Here is a 19,699-nt window from a genome sequence, read left to right as displayed (position 1 = left end):
AGGCTGATCTTGCCCAAGAGTCCATATCGACGGCATGGTTTGGCACCTCGATGTCGGCTCGTCGCATCCTGGGGCTGGAGTAGGTCCCAAGGGTTGGGCTGTTCGCCCATTAAAGCGGTACGCGAGCTGGGTTTAGAACGTCGTGAGACAGTTCGGTCCCTATCCGCTGCGCGCGCAGGAAATTTGAGAAGGGCTGTCCTTAGTACGAGAGGACCGGGACGGACGAACCTCTGGTGTGTCAGTTGTACTGCCAAGTGCACCGCTGATTAGCTACGTTCGGATGGGATAACCGCTGAAAGCATCTAAGCGGGAAGCTCGCTTCAAGATGAGATTTCCATACACCTTGTGTGTGAGAGGCCCCCAGCCAGACCACTGGGTTGATAGGCCGGATGTGGAAGCGAGGACTAACGACTCGTGAAGCTGACCGGTACTAATAGGCCGATAACTTACACCACACACCACTGCGTGAACGGCATTCAAAAGACGTTCACACCAAGCACTGGTAAAAAGATAAATAAGACTGCTTGCGTCCACTATGTGGTTCCCAAACAACAAACCAAACCGGTACGTTGCAGGGAACAAACAACTGAATAACAACACCACAATGTTGTAACCACAGTTTTCCCACCCCCGCACCGGGGGACGGGTAGAAGGGTTACGGCGGTCATAGCGTGGGGGAAACGCCCGGTCCCATTCCGAACCCGGAAGCTAAGACCCACAGCGCCGATGGTACTGCACCCGGGAGGGTGTGGGAGAGTAGGTCACCGCCGGACAACCATTAGGTCGAGGCCCCAACCACCAGGTTGGGGCCTCCCACATTTAACAACMAAAACACCACCCGGAACCCTCTCTCACTTAGTGCGGGTTTTTCCCGGTCGTTCTCTCACTTAACGCGGCCTTTTCCCGATCCCTCTCTCACTTAACGCGGGCTTTTTCCGATCGCTCTCTCACTCGACGTGTTCTCAACCAAACGATCCCTCACCCGCCCAGGAGTTAAGGCCCAGCCGGCAGCATCCCAAACCAGCCGTCGTCGTCGGCCATCACACGGAAGAGCAACACCTGGAACACCGCCAACTGAGAGAGCGTCGCTCCGAAAGGCCACATCAAGTGAGAGAGCATCACCCAAAAAACCACATCAAGTGAGAGAGCGTCCGGCGAAAAGCTGCGGGAGGTGGTGGGGCGTCGCAGGGAGGGGCGCAGGATGTGATGGCGCGTTCCCGGAGGGACGTCGCGGGTAGAGTTGAACACCATGGACAGCCTCTTCAGCCACGGCAACGAACCCTTCGGAAGCAATGACAAGAGTCCCGTCGAGCTCCTCGACCCTGTGGTCAACACAGTGGTTGTGCCCGGAAGCGTGTCTCACGCCTTCGCCGGCTTCACCGACCATACGCACCTTTGGTGGCCGCTGGATATGTTTGGCGTATACGGCTCGGGGTCCTATGTAGAGTTCGAGGAGAACCTCATCCTTGAAACTGCTGACGACGGCCGGACCAGTATCTGGGGCACCCTCGACGACTGGCAACCGCCGCTGTCCTTCCATGCGACGTGGCACCCCGGCTCCAGCGCCCTGTGGTCCACCGAACTGCTGGTGGTCTTCAGGGCAATGGCGGACGGGACGGAAGTAAGGGTGTTCCACGAGGGTTGGGAAGGGGCCGAGAACCCGTCCGCAGAGCGCGCACGGTACCTCGCTGCCTGGCCACTGATTCTTGCCAAGTATCGCCGCTTTATGGGCGTCCCGGAAGCCGGGGACGCGAAAGGCTGAGGCGGTCCCGTATCAGGCCGGCGGCACCGCCGTGCTGGCCCTGATGACGAACTGGGTCGGGAACTCCTGGTCGGCATCCGGCGCTACCCGTGTGCCGTCGGGTTCCCTCTTGGACTCGAGCAACTGCAGGGCTGTCCTGGCGGCCAAAGCGCCCTGTCCGCGGGGGTCCTGGTCGATGGTCGTCAGGCCGAACGTTTCACCCAATTCGTGGCCGTCCATGCCCACCACCGAGAGATCCCGCGGAACGTGCAAACCGAAGTCCCGGGCGGCGAGGATGGTTCCCACGGCCATCTCATCGGAGGCAGCGAACACCGCCGTGGGACGTTCCGCAGTTGTGCCTAGTAGCCTGCGGGCAGCCGTGTAGGCGCCCTGGACAGTGAAGTCGGCGGCGATCTGCCATTCAGGGCGGACTTCCAAACCGGCGGCCGCCATGGCTTTCTGGTAGCCCACGTGCCTGATACCCGGCAGCTTGAAGTCCTGATCGAGGGCCGCGTTGCCGGTGACGTGGGCTATCCGGGTATGTCCGAGCCGTACCAGGTGGTCGGTGGCCATGCCGGCCAACCGCTCGTCGTCGATCCTGATGGTAGAAGCACCGGGCAAGGTGCCGCCAACGCCCACAATGGGGCGATGGACGGCCAGCAGCTGCTGGATCTCCGCATCGCTGAGCACCAGGGCCACGGCGATTACCGCGTCGAGGCGTTTCCGGAGCAGGAAATCGTTGAGCACGCGGTGACGGTGCTCCGGCTCGTGGCCCACGTTGTAGAGCGTCAGGTCGAAGCCGGCTTCCAAAAGGACTTCAGATACACCCTCAAGAACCGACGAGAAGTACCAGCGGTGGATGGCGGGAATCACGAGGCCAATGTTGTGGTTCCGTCCGGAGGCAAGGCTGGAGGCGTGATAGGACGGGACAAACCCCAGTTCCCCCGCCGCCTCCAGCGCCAGTTTCCGGCTCTTGGCCGACACATTCGGTTTGCCGCTTAGTGCCCGCGAAACGGTGGCTACGGACAGGCCCGCCTTGTCAGCAACATCCTTGATGCCCGCCATGCTCACTCTGCCGGGGTGTCCAATCCGATCCTGATCCAGGCGGTTTCACCGGAAGCAAGGAGACTGCCCGAGGCTGCTGAGGTTGTTGAGGCGCTGCGGACGAGGACCTGGCCGGCAGGCATTTCCAGCGGCTCGTGGTTGAGGTTCATAAGCACCAGCGTAGTGCCGTTGACATACGCCAGGGATGAACCGGTGCACCAATCCTCCGCCCACGCCAATGACCCACGGCCCAGATCCAGCTCGCGGCGGACGGCGAGCATGCGCCGGTACAGGGCGAGGTGCGACGACGGCGATTCAGCCTGCACGTCCCGTGCCAGTCCGCTGAACGAGGACGGCAGCGGCAGCCATGGGTCGCTCCCGGAACCAAATCCAAGGTGGCGCTCATTCGCGCGCCAGGGCAACGGAACCCGGCAGCCGTCCCGGCCCAGCCGTTCTCCGCCCGTTCTGGCGAACGTGGGGTCCTGGCGAAGGTGCTCAGGGATGTCGATGCCGTCCGGCAGTCCAAGCTCCTCACCCTGGTAGACATAAGCCGCCCCCGGAAGCCCGAGCATAAACAGCGAGGCAGCAGCCGCCCGGTGCCGGCCCAAGGCCGCATCCGGCTGCGGATCTGCGGGTCCGATGCCGTCACCATCGCGGGGCCCATGCCCGTTATAGCCGAAGCGGCTGGCGTGCCGCACGACGTCGTGATTGGAAAGCACCCAGGTGCTGGGAGCGCCAACGGCGTCCAAAACCGTCAGGGAGTCCGTAATGACCGACCGCAGCCGGTATACATCCAGCCCTGCGTGCAGGTACGGAAAGTTGAAGGCCTGGTGCATCTCGTCCGGCCTGACCCACTGCGCAAGCCGGGGGAGGTCAACGCTGGCCTCTGCACAAAGAATCCGATCCGGGCCGTACTGGTCCAGTATCCTGCGCCACTCACGATAGATCCCGTGGATGGCCGGCTGGCCGAACATCGGTGCCTCATGTCCCGGGAAGCCGTCCGAACTTCCTCCGTCGGCCCGACCTCCCCACGCGGGGAGCCCCGGGGCCTTGACCAGCGCGTGGGCCACGTCCACGCGGAAGCCGGAAACGCCGCGGTCCAGCCAGAACCGGAGAATCCGTTCGAATTCGGTGTGGACGGCGGGGTTGTCCCAGTTGAAGTCGGGCTGGGATGAATCAAAAAGGTGCAGGTACCACTGCTCCGGCTGGCCGTCCGGCCCGGTCACTCGGGTCCAGGCTGGTCCGCCGAAGTGGGACTGCCAGTTGTTGGGCGGTTCATGGCCACCAGGCCCAAGGCCGTCGCGGAAGATAAACATCTCCCGTTCCGGGCTGCCGGCCGGCGCCGCGAGGGCTGCCTGGAACAACTGGTGCTGGTCTGAGCAGTGGTTGGGCACCAGGTCCACGATGACGCGCAGGCCCAGCCGGTGGGATTCGGCCATCATAACGTCGAAGTCACCGAGGGTGCCGAAGATGGGGTCCACGTCGCAGTAGTCGCTGACGTCGTAGCCGGCGTCGCGCTGAGGAGAGCGGTAGAAGGGGGACAGCCATACAGCGTCCACTCCAAGGTCCGCCAGGTGCGGCAGCTCCTCTGTGATGCCCGCAATGTCGCCCACGCCGTCGCCATTGAGGTCACGGAACGAGCGGGGGTAGACCTGGTAAATCACGGCGGAGCGCCACCATCCGGGCTGGCTGTCCTCTTGGTGGACCAGGGTCGACGGCCCGGTTTGGGGAGTGGTGGTGAGCGTCACAGTTTCGACAGACATGGAAGCAAGCTTAGACGCTCTAACGCTAGGAATGGAAACGCTTCCACAGCTAGCAATAGAAATAAACTCGCCGAGATCAGCCTTTCCGCAGGTCAGGGACTGGAAGCGCTTGCAGAAGTTTTCCGCACACTCGTTGCCGCCAGCGGAGCCCTTCGCGCTGCCGCCCCACAGCACCGTCCTACACTGGTGGGACGTGTGCGACGACGGATGGAGGCTTCGTGGGAAGCGTAGTTGAGGAGCTGGAGACCGTGCTGGCAGCCGGCCAGGTGGACCGGGCGGAAGTTACCCTCAGCCGGTACGCGGTGGACCAGGCGCCCATCCTTGACTACCAGCTCCCGCTGGCGGTGGTGTTCCCGGAGTCAGTGCCGGACGTACAGGCTGTGGTACGGATCTGTGCGGACAGTGCAGTGCCAATCGTGCCCCGGGGCGCCGGGACCGGAGTCTCCGGCGGTGCCCATGCCACCCAGGGCTGCATCATCCTGTCCCTCGAACGCATGGACCGGATCCTGGACCTGAACCCTGACGACGAAACAGCCGTGGTGGAACCGGGGGTCATTAATGCCGTGCTTAATGAGGCGGCAGTGGTGCACGGACTCATGTACGCGCCGGATCCAGCCAGCTTCCGCACCTCCACCATCGGCGGCAACGTTGCCACCAATGCGGGCGGCCTGCGGTGCGCCAAATACGGCGTCACCAGGGACTCTGTCCTTGCGCTGGACGTCGTGCTGGCTGACGGCTCGCTCATCCATACCGGCCACCAGACCTTCAAGGGCGTAGCCGGCTATGACCTGACCGGCCTGTTTGTCGGCTCGGAGGGAACACTTGGCATCGTGGTGGGCGTGACCGTACGCCTGAAGTATCTTCCCCGGAAAGTGCACACCGTTGCCGCTTTTTACCCCGACTTCCGTCTCGCCGCGGCCGGGGTCCTTGCAGTGGGCAGGGCACGGGTGCAGCCCGCCATCATGGAATTGCTCGACGGCGGTACGCTGGCCCAGCTGGATGAGATCCACGGATCGGACCTTACGGCACGCGGCAAGTCCCTGCTCCTGGTCCAGACGGACGGCTTCGGTGCTGCCGCCGAAGCGGAAGTGGTCCGGGAGGTCCTGAAGGCCGGCGGGGCAACTGTCACCACGGAAGCCAGCGCAGAGGCAGAACGCCTGGTGGAGCTCAGGCGGCACAGCAGGGGCGTGGAAGTGGATGATGAGTACCGGGTGGGAGAGGACGTCGCGGTGCCCCGCTCCCGGCTTGTTGATTACGTCGCTGCCCTGGAGGCCATGGCCGCCAGCCACGGCGTGCACCTGAAGGTAGTGGCCCACGCGGGCGACGGCAACCTGCACCCCACCTTCTGGATAGACCGGAAGGACAGCGTGGTGGATACCGCCGCCATGGCGAGGCTCCAGCAGGTCCTTGATGAATCCATCACCGCAGCCCTGCACATGGGTGGAACCATTACCGGCGAACACGGCGTGGGGCAGTACAAACTGCGGTGGCTGGGCCAGGAGCAGCCGGAACCGGTCCGGGAGTTCCAGCGCAGGATCAAGGAATTGTTTGATCCTGCCGGCATCCTGAATCCCGGCAAGGCAATCTAGCCCTAGTCGTCCGAATCCGGGTATTCGTCAATCGACTCGTCTTCGCCGTAACGGGACTCCTCAGTTTCCACCTCGAGGATCTTCAGCAGCCCGGTGTCCGGGTTGAGCATGATCGCGGCCTCGTCCCGGCGGTGCCGGAGGATGGAGTCGATGTAGGACTGGACGGCCTCGGCCAGGGGGATGTGCCGCTCCTGCTTTTCGGACATGTACCAGCGGTGCTCCAGGACCTCGTGCACCACTTCGGCGGGCTCCAGCTTCCCGGAAAGGTCCCGCGGGATGGACCTGACGATCGGCTCGAAGATCTGGCTCACCCAGAGGTGGGCGCTGTATTCCTCGTCCATGTCCGGGTTGTTGTCCGCCCGGAAAGAGTCCATGTCATTAAGGAGCCGCCGGGCCTGGTTCTCCTGCGCGTCGATACCCGTAAGCCGCAGGAGCCGCCGCTGGTGGTGTCCGGCGTCCACCACTTTGGGCTGCAGCTGGATAGTGGACCCGTTCTGGGTGGTCTTGATGGCGTATTCCTCGACGTCGAAGCCGAGTTCATTGAGCCGTCGTATTCTGGCGCTCACGCGCCACCGCTCACCGAGTTCGAAGGACTCCTTCTCCGTGAGCTCTGCCCACAGGCGGCGGTAGCTGTCCATGATCAGTTCGCTGGTGGCCACGGGGTCCACCTTTTCCTCGATCAGCCCACCGTCCAGCAAGTCCATCAGCTCGCCGGCAATGTTCACCCGCGCGATTTCCAGGTCGTACTCGCGCTGGCCGGTGGACAGGTCCGGATACAGCTCACCGGTTTCGGCGTCCACCAGGTAGGCGGCGAAGGCGCCGGCGTCGCGGCGGAACAGGGTGTTGGACAGGGAAACGTCGCCCCAGTAAAAGCCGATCAGGTGCAGCCGCACCATCAGCAGCGCCTGCGCATCGATGAGTCGGGTGAGTGTGTCCTTGCGGAGCATCTGGGAGAACAGGGCGCGGTACGGCATTGAGAACTTCAGGTGCCGGGTGACCAGCACCGGGTTCAGCGGCCTGCCGTCCAAGGTGGTGCGGCCGGTGATAACGGCGACGGGCTCCACGCAGGGCACGTCCAGCCGGGCCAGTTTGCGGAGCATGTGGTATTCATGCCGCGCGACGTGCTCGGAGGTTTCCTTGATGGCGATCACCGAGCCGCCGAGGTGGGCGAAGCGGACGATGTGCCGGGAAATGCCGCGGGGGAGGGCGGCCAGGTTCTCCGCCGGCCAGTCCTCCAGCGCGATGTGCCACGGCAGGTCAAGCAGCTCAGGATCAGCCGCTGCCGCCGTAATGTTCAGTGAACTGGAGACCGAAGCGAGCTTGCCGTCGTCCGCGCTCGCCGCCACGAACCGGGGCAGCTTCCCCACCTGCGCATAGTCGGTGGGTTCGTCGTGCCACTGGGCGCTGTATTCCTCGGTCATGGGTCAATTCTTCCGTACATAGGCGTGGCCAGCTAATTCTTCTGCCGGCACGGTTAAGGCCGACGGCGGCCGTCCAGTAAAGGAGGGCCGCCGTCAGTTTCATGCGGTGCTTACCTTGGGCCCACGCCGGCAGGGTTCCCTGGCCGAAGCGGAGCGAGGCTAGGGTGCCGGTGGATGGGCCCACGCCGGCAGGGTTCCCTGGCCGAAGCGGAGCGAGGCTAGGGTGCCGGTGGGGATTAGTCGCCCAGGCGCAGGCCGGTCTTGGTGTCGAACAGGTGCACGTGGCCCGACTGCGGACGGACGTAGATGGACTCGCCCTTCATCGGGGGGCGGCGGCCGTCGACGCGTGCCACGATGTCGTGGTCCTTGCCGTCAAGGGTGGTGTGGCCGTAGACGTAGGCGTCGGCACCCAGTTCCTCGACGACGTCGACCTCTACCTTCAGGCCTTCGCCGTGCGGAGCGGTCTCAAGGTCCTCCGGGCGGGAGCCCAGCGTCACGGTGGAGCCGTGTGCCTCCTGGAGGACGTCGCGCGGTACCGGGTAAACCGTGCCGCCGAACTGCACGCCGCCGTCGACGACCGGCAGTTCGAGCAGGTTCATGGCGGGGGAGCCGATGAAGCCGGCCACGAAAACGTTCTTGGGCTTGTCGTACAGGTTGCGCGGGGTGTCCACCTGCATCAGCAGGCCGTCCTTCAGCACAGCAACGCGGTCGCCCATGGTCATTGCCTCGACCTGGTCGTGCGTCACGTAGACAGTGGTGACGCCCAGGCGGCGGGTCAGGGATGCGATCTGGGTGCGGGTCTGCACACGGAGCTTGGCGTCCAGGTTGGAAAGCGGCTCATCCATGAGGAAGACCTGCGGGTTACGGACGATGGCGCGGCCCATGGCAACACGCTGGCGCTGGCCGCCGGAGAGTGCCTTGGGCTTGCGGTCCAGGTAGGGCTCGAGGTCAAGGAGCTTGGCGGCTTCACGGACGCGCTCGGCGCGCTCTTCCTTGGAGACGCCGGCGATCTTCAGGGCGAAGCCCATGTTGTCGGCCACAGTCATGTGCGGGTACAGCGCGTAGTTCTGGAAAACCATCGCGATGTCGCGGTCCTTCGGCGGAACGTCGGTGACGTCGCGGTCGCCGATGAGGATACGGCCTGCGTTGACGTCCTCAAGGCCTGCGAGCATACGCAGGGAGGTGGACTTGCCGCAACCGGAGGGTCCAACGAGGACGAGGAATTCGCCATCGGCGATGTCGATGTTGAGCTTATCGACGGCGGGCTTTTCTGTGCCCGGGTACAGACGCGTAGCGTTATCAAAAGTAACTGTAGCCACAGTTATCAATCCCTTCACCGGCAGGTACGTGCCGGACGATCCGTTGTGAATGGTTCATGTTTGTTCAGTTTTGTGCTGCAGACGTTCCTCAACCAAGGTCGGAGAGCGTCGAGTGACGCCGCACGGTGCTTGTGCGCCACATCACAAGCAAGAGTATGTCAGATGTTGTGCTTTTAGTCGCAAATGTTACGGACGTCACATATGACCTTGGTCAACTTCTGCCGTGAAAACCTTGCTGGTCTTCCTCGGCAACAGCAAGGCTCCGCTCCTGAAGCAGCACTTCCAGCATCTCCGCCACGTGCACCGGCGCCTCCACGCGGTACTGGGCCTGGGTGAAGTCCAGGCCCACCTTCACGCCCACGTCCCCGGGCTCCAGCCGGGCCAGCGCATCCTCGTCCGTCGTGTCGTCGCCGGCAAACAGGACGGCCGTGGCCCCGGTGACCTGGCGAAGGAAGGTAACGCCCTCGCCCTTGGAGGCGTTCACCACGGAGGTTTCAAGGACGCGTTTGCCGTCTTTGAGGAAGACCCCCTTGCGGTCCTGCAGCACCGAGCGTGCGGCGGATACCGCGTCCTGCGCCACGTCGTCGTCCGCCAGGCGCGTGTGCAAGACCACCCCGGCGGGCTTGTCCTCCAGCATGGTGCCCGGTGCCTCCTCGACGATTTCCGCAAGGATGCTGCGGACCTCGGCAAGCAGGGCCTTTTGCTCCTCATCGAGCGTCAGTCCTGTCGATCCCGGCCCCAGCCATGCCTCTGCCCCATGGCTGCCAATCAGGAGGGTGTCCACCGGCGGCGACGCGACGCTTCGCAGGCTGGCGAGGGCGCGCCCGGAGATGAGCGCCGTCGTCGTCCTGGGCAGCACGGCGAGGCCGGCAAACGCCGTGGCGGCGCGGGGGAGGGGGCGGGCGTCGTCGGCGTGGCCAACGATGGGAGCCATGGTGCCGTCGAAGTCCATGGCCACCAGCAAGTGATCCGTCGCAGCGACGCGCCGAAGGGCCTCGCGAAGCTCCGGCGTCAGTGCCAACTTGCCGTTGCCGGCGCGGCCGTCAGGAGTCATCACGGACCGCCTTCTCCTCAAGGGCCCGGAGGAACTCGGCGGACCAGTAGTCCACATCGTGCTCAAGGATCTGCTTGCGCATGGCCCGCATCCGCCGGGAGGCGTCCCGGGGCGGCAGTTCCACAGCCCGCATAATCGCGCTCTTCAAGCCATCGATGTCGTGCGGGTTCATCAGCAGCGCCTGCTTGAGCTGGTCGGCCGCGCCGGCAAACTCGCTGAGCACCAGGGCGCCATCATTGTTGGTGCGGGCCGTGACATACTCCTTGGCCACGAGGTTCATGCCGTCCCGCAGGGCGGTTACCAGCATGACGTCCGCGGCCAGGTACAGGGCCACCATCTCCTCCACGGGGTAGCTGTGGTGCAGGTAGCGGACCGCGGTGTTCTCGAGGGTGTCGTAAGTGCCGTTGATGTGGCCTACCGTGCCCTCAACCTCCTCACGCAGGAGCCGGTACTGTTCAACGCGTTCGCGGCTGGGGCTGGCAACCTGGATCAACGTGGCATCACCAACGGACAGCTTGCCGTCCGCCAGGAGTTCCTCGAACGCCTTCAGCCGGTGCCTGATGCCTTTGGTGTAGTCGAGGCGGTCCACGCCAAGCAGGATGGTTTTCGGGTTGCCGAGGTCCTGGCGGATCTGGCGCGCGCGCTCAATGATCTCGGGCTTTTGGGCCAACTCGGTGATTTGCTGGACGTCGATGGAGATGGGGAACGCCTGGGCGCGGGCGATGTGGGTGATTTCCCCGTCCTGGCCCTTAACGTGCACCTGCTGCTGCTTGACGCTGGCGCCCAGGAAGCGCCGGGCGGAGCGCATGAAGTTTCCGGCGTCACTGGGCCGCTGGAAGCCCACCAGGTCCGCGCCGAGGAGGCCGTCGATGATGGCCTGGCGCCAGGGCAGCTGGGCGAAGATCTCCGGCGGGGGGAACGGGATGTGGTTGAAGAAGCCGATCCGGAGGTCCGGCCGCGCCTCCCGGAGCATCCGGGGCACCAGCTGCAGCTGGTAGTCCTGGATCCACACTGTGGCGCCATCGTCAGCATGGCGTACGACGGCGTCGGCGAACCTTCTGTTGACCGTGCGGTAGGCGTCCCACCACGTCCGGTGGAATTCCGGCGGGGCGATGACGTCATGGTAGAGCGGCCACAGCGTCGCGTTGGAGAAACCCTCGTAGTAGAGCTCTACGTCGTCAGCGCTCAGCTGGACCGGAACCAGGTCCATGCCGCCGTGGCTGAACGGTTCCACCGTCTCATCCGGGGCGCCGTGCCAGCCCACCCACGCGCCGTCGGTCTTGGTCATCATCGGCGCCAGTGCGGTCACCAGGCCGCCGGGGGACCGGCGCCACCCGGAGCCGTCGTCACCGCTGTCGCCCGGGGCGCAGCGGTCAACAGGCAGCCTGTTCGAGACCACCATAAAGTCGTACTTCGTTTTCCCGCCGGAGCCGGCGGCGCCGGACCCGGCTGCGGTGGCAGGTTTTTCCTGGACGGGTGTTTGCATTGCGGCCCCCTGGGGTTGCTTGTGCCTCTCAGCCCACCCTAACGGGACGGAATCTTCCATGCTATTCGTCCGTTGGTCAATCCGGCAGAATACTTGAAAAGGCAAGCTCTCAGCTTTCTCCCCTAAAATAATGGGGTTGCCACGAATTGGTCCCCCTCGTCAATCGACCCAAGGAACACATGAGCCCCGCAAACGAAGTACGTAAGTCCAAAGCTGAGCGAACCGCGGAGGCCCGCGAGAAAGCGCGGCTGATCCGTGAAGCCCAGCTGAAAAAGGACAAGCGCAACAAGCTGCTGATCGGGTGGGGAATTGTGGTGGCCGTTGTGGCCATCCTGGCGGTGATCGCGCTGGTGGTGACGACGGGCATCCGGCAGAACACCCCCATCGCAGACCAGGGCCCGGTGCCTGCCAGCGCCAACGTTAACGGTGGTGTGACCCTCCTGGCCAACACCGAGGTCAAGAAGACAGACGCGGCGACCGTGGACATGGCCAACCTGCCGGCGAAGCCTGATGCGCAGCCCAGCCCGGTGGTGGCACCGGGTGCCGAGGCCGAAGCCGGCCAGCCCGTCAAGGTGATTGCCTACATCGACTTCATCTGCCCGGTCTGCCTGCGGTTTGAAAACACCTACAACGAAGCCCTCACCACGCTCCGTAATGAAGGCAAGATCAGCATGGAGTACCGCCCGCTGGGCTTCCTGGACCGCCAGTCCAGCACCAACTACTCCTCACGCGCCGCGAATGCTGCGGCCTGCGTAGCCGACAAGGCACCGGAAAAGTACGCCGAATACGTGGACGTTCTTTTTGCCAACCAGCCTGCCGAAGGCGGAGCGGGACTCTCTGACGACAAGCTGAAGTCCCTTGCCAGCGACATTGGTGCGGACATCAACAGCTGCGTGGACGAGAAGACCTTCCGCCCCTACGTGAAGTACTCCACGGAGCTGGCAGCGAACACAGGCATCACCGGTACGCCTACCGTCTTCATTGACGGCAAGCAGTGGGACGGCGCAACCGACCTGAACGCCGAGATCCAGGCAGCCATCGACGCCAAGGCCTAACGGTCTCTTCCGAACATCAGGGCCCGCCTCCGGAACGTTTCCGGAGGCGGGCTTTTCCTTTGCCTGCTTCTTCCGTGCCCGAACCGAGGCGGCGTTTTTACCACCGGGAGGACTTGGGCTAACCTTATCTAGCGCCGTCCAGGCGCCCGCCCGCAAGGGCGCGCCTCCTTAGCTCAGTTGGCCAGAGCACCGCTCTTGTAAAGCGGGGGTCGTCGGTTCGAATCCGACAGGGGGCTCCGATTGGCTCTCCGTCCCGAGGGACGTTTCACGCCTGCGTCGGCGGGATGTTGTGGTTCAGGCGCAGGAGATTCTGCGGATCATAGCGGTCCTTGAGTGCCACGAGGCGCCGGTACTTATCCTGGCCGTAGGCGCTCCGGGCGGCGTCCGCCTCCTTAATCCCCAACTCCGCCCCGAGGAAGTTGACGTATTCCCCCTGCTCCGCGAAGGGCTGCATCAGGGCGTAGGCCTTGCGGGCGAAGGCGGTGAGCCGTTCGTCCTCGGCGGGGTCACGCCAGAAGCCGTAAACATTCAGCCAATAACGCGCAGACCGGTTCGGAAACGCTGTTGCCTCCTCCGGGACCCGCCCGAACGCGCCCTCCAGGTGATGGATGTCAATACCGGTTCCCTGCCACGCCAGCTCGGAGGCGAAACCCACCACGACGTCGGCCACCTCCTCGTCCAGCCGCGAAAACGAAACGTTCTTCCAGTAGCCGCGTGAGCCCTTGGGGAACACGGCGTCCATGGCGCTCTGCCAGTCCAGCCACGACGCCGGCCCCACTTCCTCCTCGTCAGGCGGCGCATCGGCCCGGAGCTGGTCAACGAGGTTGAGGCCGGCCTGGTGGTCCTCGCCGGCCCAGGCGAATCCAAGAATCATCCAGGGCTCGTCGCCCATGCCGAAATCGGGCGGGAAGACCAGGAAGGAGATGATCGGGTTCATCTCATCAGGCAGGTCCCGGGTCCAGGCATCGAAGGCCAGCAGGGCGTGCTTCCAGTGCTGTTGCCGGTAGAAGAGGTTGCCGCCCAAGGGGGCCGCCGGCAGGGGATGGGCGCGGAAAGTGAAAGAGGATACGACGCCGAAGTTTCCGCCACCGCCGCGCAGCCCCCAGAACAGTTCCGCGTTTTCGTCCGCGCTGGCGTGCAGGTGTTCGCCTGCGGCGGTGACGATGTCCGCGGCTTCGAGGTTGTCCAGGCTCAGGCCTCCGGTTCGGGTCAGCCAGCCCACCCCGCCGCCAAGGGTGAGTCCTGCCACCCCTGTTCCGCTGATGACCCCCAGCGGAACAGCCAGCCCCTGTGAAGCCGTTGCCCGGTCCACATCAGCCAGGGTAGCTCCCGGCTCAACGGTGACGAGCCGCCGTTCAACGTCCACCTGAACAGCCCGGAGTGATCCCAGGTCCAGCACCAGGCCGCCCTCAACGGTTCCGTGGCCGGCAATGTTGTGCCCTCCGCCGCGGACCGCCAGCGCCAGCCCGCTGCGCCGCGCAGTATCCAGAACAACGTCAATGTCCGAGACTGCCCCAGCCTTTGCTATAGCTCGTGGGCGGAGATCGACCATGCCGTTCCATACGGCCCGGGCTTCCTCGTACAGCGGATCCTGTGGCTCGATCAAGGGCCCCTGCAGCCGGCCACGCAACTCCTGCAGTGCCTGCTGGACGTCTCGTTCCGGATCGTGGTGATGAACTGTGGCCATCGCTGATGCTTCCGGGTCAAAGGGCGAAAACTATTCACAGGGGATCCCGATGCCCGGAGTTTAGGAGCAGTTCCGCGGGCCGGTCAATAGCTTCTTCTTTCGGCCGCTGCTGGCCCGAATTCACGGCGGCATCCGCTTTCAACAGGAACGGGATTAATGTCCGCGAGACAGGGACGAAACGCGGCCACAACATTGGCTGCGTACGGTCGGGGGCATGACAGCTCACTTTCCGGCCCGTCTCCGGGCCTGGTTCGCGGACACCTTTTACTGCGACACCCCCGGCCAGGCTGCAGATGCCATGGCAGATGCGACGCGGTGGGGGTGGCTTCCGGCCCTCAGCGGCGTAGCTGTCGGAGCAGACCAGGCGCGGGAAAAGCACCTGGATTCCGCGGCGGAACCAGGCGGAATGTCTGGTTGAACACACTATTGCGCGGGTGAGTGCATAATGACCTAAACTGCTTCACTGAGGTGCCTGAAATGGCGCTGTGCAGCAACGAAAGTGAACATGCAATGGCTACCGATTACGATGCTCCACGCAAGCAAGAAGAAGAGTCACCCGCGGATTCCCTGGAGGCACTGCAGGCCTCGCGTGGCGGCAACGCACAGACCGCAGTGATCGACCTCGACGAAAACGACACGGCCGAGGGTATCGACTTGCCCGGCGCCGACCTTTCCAACGAGGAACTGACAGTCATCGTTGTTCCGGAGCAGTCAGATGAGTTCACCTGCTCCTCCTGCTTCCTGGTCCGCCACCGGTCCCAGGTAGCCCGCGAGAAGAACGGCATGAAGTACTGCCGCGACTGCGAAGGCTGAAACACCGTACGAAAAACAGCGCCGGGCACCCCATTGGGTGTCCGGCGCTGTTTCGTCTTTCCGGCACCGTTATCCGGCATAACGGGCGGGTCCAGAAACGGCACCGGAACGGTTAAGGACGGCGGCAAAAAGGCCCCGGATTTACTGCGGCGTGATGCGCTTCCTGGCTTCCTCACGGTTGCGCGCCGAAGCGGCCACAACCCTCGTTTCGGCGGTGCTGCGCTCCTACGCTTGAGCTATCCAACCGCTCCACCAAACATGGATGGCACCACAATGAAAAAGCTCCTCATCTGGCTCACGGCGCTCTTAATGGCTGTGGGGCTGGGAATTCTGGTTCCGGGGCCCGCCTCGGCAACCACATCGTATTGCGGTCTTCAATGGGGTTCGAAGGCGAAAGCCGTTGAAACCATGAGCGCCGCCGCCGTCACCAACATCAGGACCGGGCAGCACTACTGCTTCGACCGGATGGTGATTGACCTTAAAGGTGATGTTGCCGGCTACAAAGCCCGCTACGTCCACACGGTGGCACAGGACGGTTCCGGAAATCCCGTTCCTCTCCGGGGGCAGGCTTTCCTCCAGGTCACCGTGACCGCCCCGTCCTACGACGACAACGGCAAAGCCACGTACAGCCCGGCCAACCAGGCCGAACTGTCCAACGTCAACGGCTACCAGACCTTCCGTCAACTCGCCTGGGCGGGCAGCTTTGAAGGTTACACAACCATCGGTCTGGGCGTCCGCGCCCGGCTGCCCTACCGTGTGTTCACGCTCGATGGCCCGGGATCCGGCTCACGGCTGATTGTGGACGTGGCGCACTTCTGGTGACACAACCCAAAAGGTGCCGCACCCCCAACGATCGGGGGTGCGGCACCTTTTGTGTGCGCTGCTGTGAGGGGCTACTCCGGGACAACCAGGGCCGGAGTATCCCGCTTGAGGGTTTCGCCGCGGAAGAAGCCTGGGTGCAACCGGGCCATGATGAGCATGAACACCGCACCCAGGGCCAGGATGCCTACCCCAAGGACAAAGACCAGCCCCACGCCGAAGACCTCAGAGCCGCTGCCGAACTCAGGCGCCCAGCTGTCCACAGCCGTCTGCACGAACACCACGAAGAGGCCCACCCCGCCCAGTACCGGGCACAGGAGCCGCAGGACAAAGTTGCGGGCGCTCGTGAACACGCTGTGCCGGAAGTACCAGGCGCAAGCCAGGGCGGTCAGGCCGTAGTAGAAGCAGATCATCAGGCCCAGGGCCAGGATGGTGTCATTGAGGACGTTTTCACTGACCACGTGCATCACGGCGTAGAACCCCGCGGACATAACGCCCGCCGCGACGGTGGCGAAGCCCGGTGTCGCAAACTTCGTGCTGATCCGGCTGAACGGCTTCGGCAGGGCACCGTAGTGGCCCATGGCCAGCAGGCTGCGCGAGGGCGACATAAACGTGGACTGCAGGGAGGCAGCGGAACTTGAGAGCACTGCAAGGGACATCAGGATGGCGAACGGGCCCATGATGGGGGAGGCCAGGGCCGTGAAGATGTTCTCGTGGATTTCCGTGTTGTTCAGCCCGTTGCCGGTGTCTCCGACGCCGGCGAACATCATGGTGGCGATGCTGACCAGCAGGTAGATGGCCAGGACGATGACGGCGGTGAGGGTGCCGGCCAGGCCGGAGGTCTTCTTGCCGTTCGCCGTTTCCTCGTTCACGGTGAGGCAGACGTCCCAGCCCCAGTACACGAAGATGGAGAGCGAGATGCCGGCGGCGATCTGGCCGAAGGTTTCAATTTTGGTGACATCGAACCACTCCCAGCTGAAGGGGATGGCCGTTTCGGAGCTGGACCAGTTGGCGAACGCCATGGCCACGAACAGGCCAAGGACCAGCAGCTGGAACCCCACCAGGCCGTACTGCACCAGCTTGGTGGTGTGCATCCCGCGGTAGCTGACCCAGACCGCCAGGGCCACGAACACAAAGCAGGTCAGCACGTTCAAGGCTTTATTGGCCGCCAGGTCAGCCAGCTCCGGTTGGCCTGTGAGCTGCGAGAGGAACAGGTAGAAGAAGTCGACGGCGACGCCGGCCAGGTTGGACAGCACGATGATATTTGCTGCGAGGAGCCCCCAGCCGCCCATCCAACCGACCCAGGGGCCAAAAGCCTTGGTCACCCACGTGAAGGTGGTGCCGCTGTCCGGGGAGTCGGCGTTGAGCTCCCGGTAGGCGAGCGAGACCAGGATCATGGGGATGAACCCAATGAGGAAGATGACCGGCAGCTGGAGCCCGGCCTCATTGACGGTGGGGCCCAGTGCGCTGGTCAACGTATAGGCCGGTGCGATGGTGGAAATGCCAAGGACGACGACGGCGAGGAGTCCCAGCTGCCCGCCCTTCAGGCCCTTCGGGGTAATCCCGTGGGCAGTACCCGGAGCATGTTGTCCTGCCCCGCCTGCGGCGGTGGTGCCGGTGCGGATGGTTTCTGTCATGACACCACTTTCTGGGAGGCAGCAGGCTGCTGTTGGGTGATGCAGTGGATACCCCCGCCGCGTGCAAACAGCTCGCGTGCGTCAATGGCGACGATACGCCGTCCGGGGTAGGCCTCGGCAAGGATCTGCAGGGCCTTGTCGTCCTGGGGGTCGTTGAAGCTGCAGGCGATCACGCCGCCGTTGACCACCACGTGGTTGATGTAGCTGTAGTCCACGAAGCCTTCCTCGTCCCGGAGCGTTTCGGGGGCGGGGACTTCGATGATGTTCCACTGTCGGCCGGCGGCGTCCGTGGTTCCGCGCAGGAAGTCGATGACTTCCCGGCAGACCTCGAAGTCCGGATGTTCGGGATTCCCCTGGGAGTGGACCAGCAGCGTGCCGGGTGAGGGGATGGCCGCCACGATGTCCACGTGGCCGCGGGTGCCGAAGCGCTCGGAATCCCGGGTCAGGCCGCGGGGAAGCCACACCACATGGGTGGCGCCGATGGTGCGGGCCAGTTCCGCCTCGACGTCGGCCCGGCTGAGGCCGGGATTGCGCCCCGGATCCAGCTGCACTGTTTCCGTAACGAGGACCGTTCCCTGTCCGTCCACCTGGATGCCGCCGCCCTCGTTGACGAGCGACGACACGATGTGGTGTGCGCCCGACCGACCGGCCACCTCGCCGGCGACCAGGGCATCCTTGTCCCACTGCGCCCAGTCCTGTCCGCCCCAGCCGTTGAACACCCAGTCCACGGCGCCAAGGTTCCCCTCCCTGTCCAGGACAAACGTGGGGCCAATGTCGCGCATCCATGCATCGTTCAGCGGGGCTGCAAGTACCTCAACCTCAGGGTGGAGGTAGGCGGCGGCCGTTTCGACGTCGTCGGGATCCACCACCATGGTGACGGGCTGGAATTCGACGGCGGCGTTCGCCACGGCAGCCCAGGTGGACCTGGCTGCGTGGGCAGCTTCAGCGGACTCGCCAAGGGTGTAGCCGCCGGCGGGAAACGCCATCCAGAGCCGTTCCTGCGGGGCTGTTTCGGCGGGCATCCGCCACTCGGCCTGCACCAGGGCAGCCGCGTCCTGCTGCGCGGCGGGGGCGGTCACGAGCACACCTCCGCGAACCCGCGCTCGCCGCCGATGGATTCATTCGGGCGGACGGGCTCGGTGAGGCGGCCGTAGGTGTCCGGACGGCGCGTTGCCAGGAAGGGGAACAGGGTCAGCCAATCCTTCCTCTGGTCCAGGTCCAGGTCGGCCACCAGGACGGCGGATGCGTCGCGGGGCGCCTGGGCGAGGATGCGGCCGTAGGGGTCGGAGATGAAGGACGAACCGTAGAAGTCCAGGGTGCCTTCGCTGCCCCAGCGGTTGGGTGCGATCATAAACAGCCCGTTGGCGATGCCGTTTCCTACAATCACCTGCTGCCAGAGCGGCTGGGTGTCAAAATCGGGGTGGTCCGGTTCGGAGCCGATGGCCGTGGGGTAGACCAGGATTTCGGCACCGCCCAGTGAGTACAGCCGGGCCACTTCGGGAAACCATTCGTCCCAGCAGGTGGGCATGCCCAGCCGGGCGCCGCCGAGTTCGGCAGGGGCATGCACTTCGTAGGCGTCAGCCGCTGCCGGGCCCTGGCGGAAGAACTTGTCCTCGTAGTAGCCGGCGGTGACGGGGATGTGGAGCTTGTGGGTCCGTGCCAGGAGTTCGCCCTCCGGCGAGACCAGGATGGCCGTGTTCAGGCCCAGCCCGTCGTCCTGCCCGTCCGGGTCTTCGGCCCGCTGGTACAGGGACGCGTGGACGGATACCCCGTGACGGCGGGCAGCGTCTGCGGCGAAGCGGAAGGTGGGCCCCGTCATCAGGTCTTCGGCGATGTCCGAGGGCCGGGAACGGGTTGTGCCCTCTGCCGGATCGTTGTGCGGCCGCGTGTCGGCTGGGTAGCGCGACAGGGTCAGCTCCGGCAGGAAAACCACCGAGGCTCCCAATGCGGCGGCCCGGCTGATGCCCTCGTTGAGTTCGGCCTCCACAGCGGCGCTGTCAGCTTGCCATCGGTGCTGGACAACGCCAACGCGCAGGGCCTTCCGGCTGGACGGCGATGTCCGGGCCAGGGAAGCGGGTGCATCGAGGCAGGAAATTTCAATCATGTGTGCTACTCCAGTGAGACGACGGTCACTAAATGAATGACGTTCATTTAGTATGCGGTTCCATCGCCCCGGATGCAAGGGGAAATATGAATCGCGTTCGTTTATGTCGGGAAAAAGGAATTAGTAAGCTCACTGAGAAATTTCCCGGAGGTACCGTCCTCTGCCCG

General features: G+C 64.3%; 16 protein-coding genes, 1 tRNA gene and 2 rRNA genes. 9 read left to right on the top strand and 10 right to left on the bottom strand.

Features of this window, described 5'->3' with window-relative positions:
* The 3 genes from G6R19_RS13565 to G6R19_RS13555 form a co-directional block, all read left to right on the top strand.
* A 23S ribosomal RNA gene (locus tag G6R19_RS13565) occupies positions 1–455 on the top strand; the annotation flags it as partial.
* Positions 456–656: 201 nt separating this feature from the next.
* Positions 657–773 (top strand): 5S ribosomal RNA (gene rrf / locus G6R19_RS13560).
* 476 nt (positions 774–1,249) lie between these two features.
* Positions 1,250–1,762, top strand: coding sequence for a hypothetical protein (locus G6R19_RS13555; RefSeq protein ID WP_163165748.1), 513 nt, complete (start codon positions 1,250–1,252; stop codon positions 1,760–1,762).
* 12 nt (positions 1,763–1,774) lie between these two features.
* On the opposite strand, the gene G6R19_RS13550 is transcribed toward G6R19_RS13555, so the two are convergent.
* Entirely contained in the window at positions 1,775–2,806 is a 1,032-nt protein-coding gene (locus tag G6R19_RS13550; RefSeq protein ID WP_163165746.1) for a LacI family DNA-binding transcriptional regulator, read from the bottom strand.
* A gap of 2 nt (positions 2,807–2,808) precedes the next feature.
* The gene (locus tag G6R19_RS13545) at positions 2,809–4,548 is read right to left on the bottom strand and encodes a glycoside hydrolase family 13 protein (RefSeq protein WP_163165744.1); all 1,740 of its coding nucleotides are present in this window, start codon (positions 4,546–4,548) and stop codon (positions 2,809–2,811) included.
* Positions 4,549–4,766: 218 nt separating this feature from the next.
* On the opposite strand from G6R19_RS13545, the gene G6R19_RS13540 reads away from it, so the two are divergent.
* Complete coding sequence (locus G6R19_RS13540; protein ID WP_163165742.1) at positions 4,767–6,137, top strand: FAD-linked oxidase C-terminal domain-containing protein; 1,371 nt, start codon at positions 4,767–4,769, stop codon at positions 6,135–6,137.
* Positions 6,138–6,139: 2 nt separating this feature from the next.
* Here G6R19_RS13540 and G6R19_RS13535 read toward each other — a convergent pair whose 3' ends face one another.
* The 4 genes from G6R19_RS13535 to G6R19_RS13520 form a co-directional block, all read right to left on the bottom strand.
* Positions 6,140–7,558, bottom strand: coding sequence for a DUF4032 domain-containing protein (locus tag G6R19_RS13535; RefSeq protein WP_163165739.1), 1,419 nt, complete (start codon positions 7,556–7,558; stop codon positions 6,140–6,142).
* A gap of 236 nt (positions 7,559–7,794) precedes the next feature.
* Positions 7,795–8,877, bottom strand: a complete 1,083-nt coding sequence (gene ugpC, locus G6R19_RS13530; protein WP_050056295.1) for a sn-glycerol-3-phosphate ABC transporter ATP-binding protein UgpC — start codon at positions 8,875–8,877, stop codon at positions 7,795–7,797.
* 211 nt (positions 8,878–9,088) lie between these two features.
* A complete protein-coding gene (gene otsB, locus G6R19_RS13525) occupies positions 9,089–9,931 on the bottom strand; it encodes a trehalose-phosphatase (RefSeq protein ID WP_163165737.1) in 843 nt (280 codons plus the stop codon).
* A complete protein-coding gene (locus G6R19_RS13520; RefSeq protein ID WP_163165730.1) occupies positions 9,921–11,417 on the bottom strand; it encodes a trehalose-6-phosphate synthase in 1,497 nt (498 codons plus the stop codon). Before G6R19_RS13520 ends, otsB begins: the two co-directional genes overlap by 11 nt.
* Before the next feature lie 179 nt (positions 11,418–11,596).
* On the opposite strand from G6R19_RS13520, the gene G6R19_RS13515 reads away from it, so the two are divergent.
* On the top strand, positions 11,597–12,472 hold the full coding sequence (locus G6R19_RS13515; protein ID WP_163165728.1) for a thioredoxin domain-containing protein: 876 nt from the start codon (positions 11,597–11,599) through the stop codon (positions 12,470–12,472).
* A 162-nt stretch (positions 12,473–12,634) separates the two neighbouring features.
* Positions 12,635–12,708, top strand: a tRNA-Thr gene (locus G6R19_RS13510).
* A gap of 29 nt (positions 12,709–12,737) precedes the next feature.
* Here G6R19_RS13510 and G6R19_RS13505 read toward each other — a convergent pair.
* Positions 12,738–14,159 carry an FAD-binding oxidoreductase gene (locus G6R19_RS13505; protein ID WP_163165726.1) on the bottom strand — a complete coding sequence of 474 codons (1,422 nt, stop codon included), beginning with the start codon at positions 14,157–14,159 and terminating at the stop codon, positions 12,738–12,740.
* A gap of 214 nt (positions 14,160–14,373) precedes the next feature.
* Between G6R19_RS13505 and G6R19_RS13500 the strand changes: the two genes are divergently transcribed.
* From G6R19_RS13500 to G6R19_RS13490, 3 genes are all read left to right on the top strand, one after another.
* The gene (locus G6R19_RS13500; RefSeq protein ID WP_163165724.1) at positions 14,374–14,577 is read left to right on the top strand and encodes a hypothetical protein; all 204 of its coding nucleotides are present in this window, start codon (positions 14,374–14,376) and stop codon (positions 14,575–14,577) included.
* A 92-nt stretch (positions 14,578–14,669) separates the two neighbouring features.
* A complete protein-coding gene (locus G6R19_RS13495) occupies positions 14,670–14,972 on the top strand; it encodes a DUF4193 domain-containing protein (protein ID WP_163165722.1) in 303 nt (100 codons plus the stop codon).
* Between the two features lie 273 nt (positions 14,973–15,245).
* A complete protein-coding gene (locus G6R19_RS13490; RefSeq protein ID WP_163165720.1) occupies positions 15,246–15,794 on the top strand; it encodes a hypothetical protein in 549 nt (182 codons plus the stop codon).
* 71 nt (positions 15,795–15,865) lie between these two features.
* On the opposite strand, the gene G6R19_RS13485 is transcribed toward G6R19_RS13490, so the two are convergent.
* The 3 genes from G6R19_RS13485 to G6R19_RS13475 are packed head-to-tail and all read right to left on the bottom strand — an operon-like array spanning position 15,866 to position 19,532.
* The gene (locus G6R19_RS13485) at positions 15,866–17,428 is read right to left on the bottom strand and encodes an APC family permease (protein ID WP_163165718.1); all 1,563 of its coding nucleotides are present in this window, start codon (positions 17,426–17,428) and stop codon (positions 15,866–15,868) included.
* Positions 17,425–18,450, bottom strand: a complete 1,026-nt coding sequence (locus G6R19_RS13480) for an agmatine deiminase family protein (RefSeq protein ID WP_163165807.1) — start codon at positions 18,448–18,450, stop codon at positions 17,425–17,427. Before G6R19_RS13480 ends, G6R19_RS13485 begins: the two co-directional genes overlap by 4 nt.
* Positions 18,451–18,503: 53 nt before the next feature.
* Positions 18,504–19,532: a nitrilase-related carbon-nitrogen hydrolase gene (locus G6R19_RS13475; RefSeq protein ID WP_163165716.1), complete on the bottom strand. Its 1,029-nt coding sequence runs from the start codon at positions 19,530–19,532 to the stop codon at positions 18,504–18,506.
* Between the last annotated feature and the right edge of the window lie 167 nt (positions 19,533–19,699).

Origin of the sequence: Arthrobacter sp. Alg241-R88 (genome assembly GCF_900537115.1) — a bacterium.
Lineage (GTDB): Bacteria > Actinomycetota > Actinomycetes > Actinomycetales > Micrococcaceae > Arthrobacter.
The sequence above is the reverse complement of the archived record's forward strand: the minus strand, read 5'-3'. Positions and strand labels throughout refer to the sequence as shown.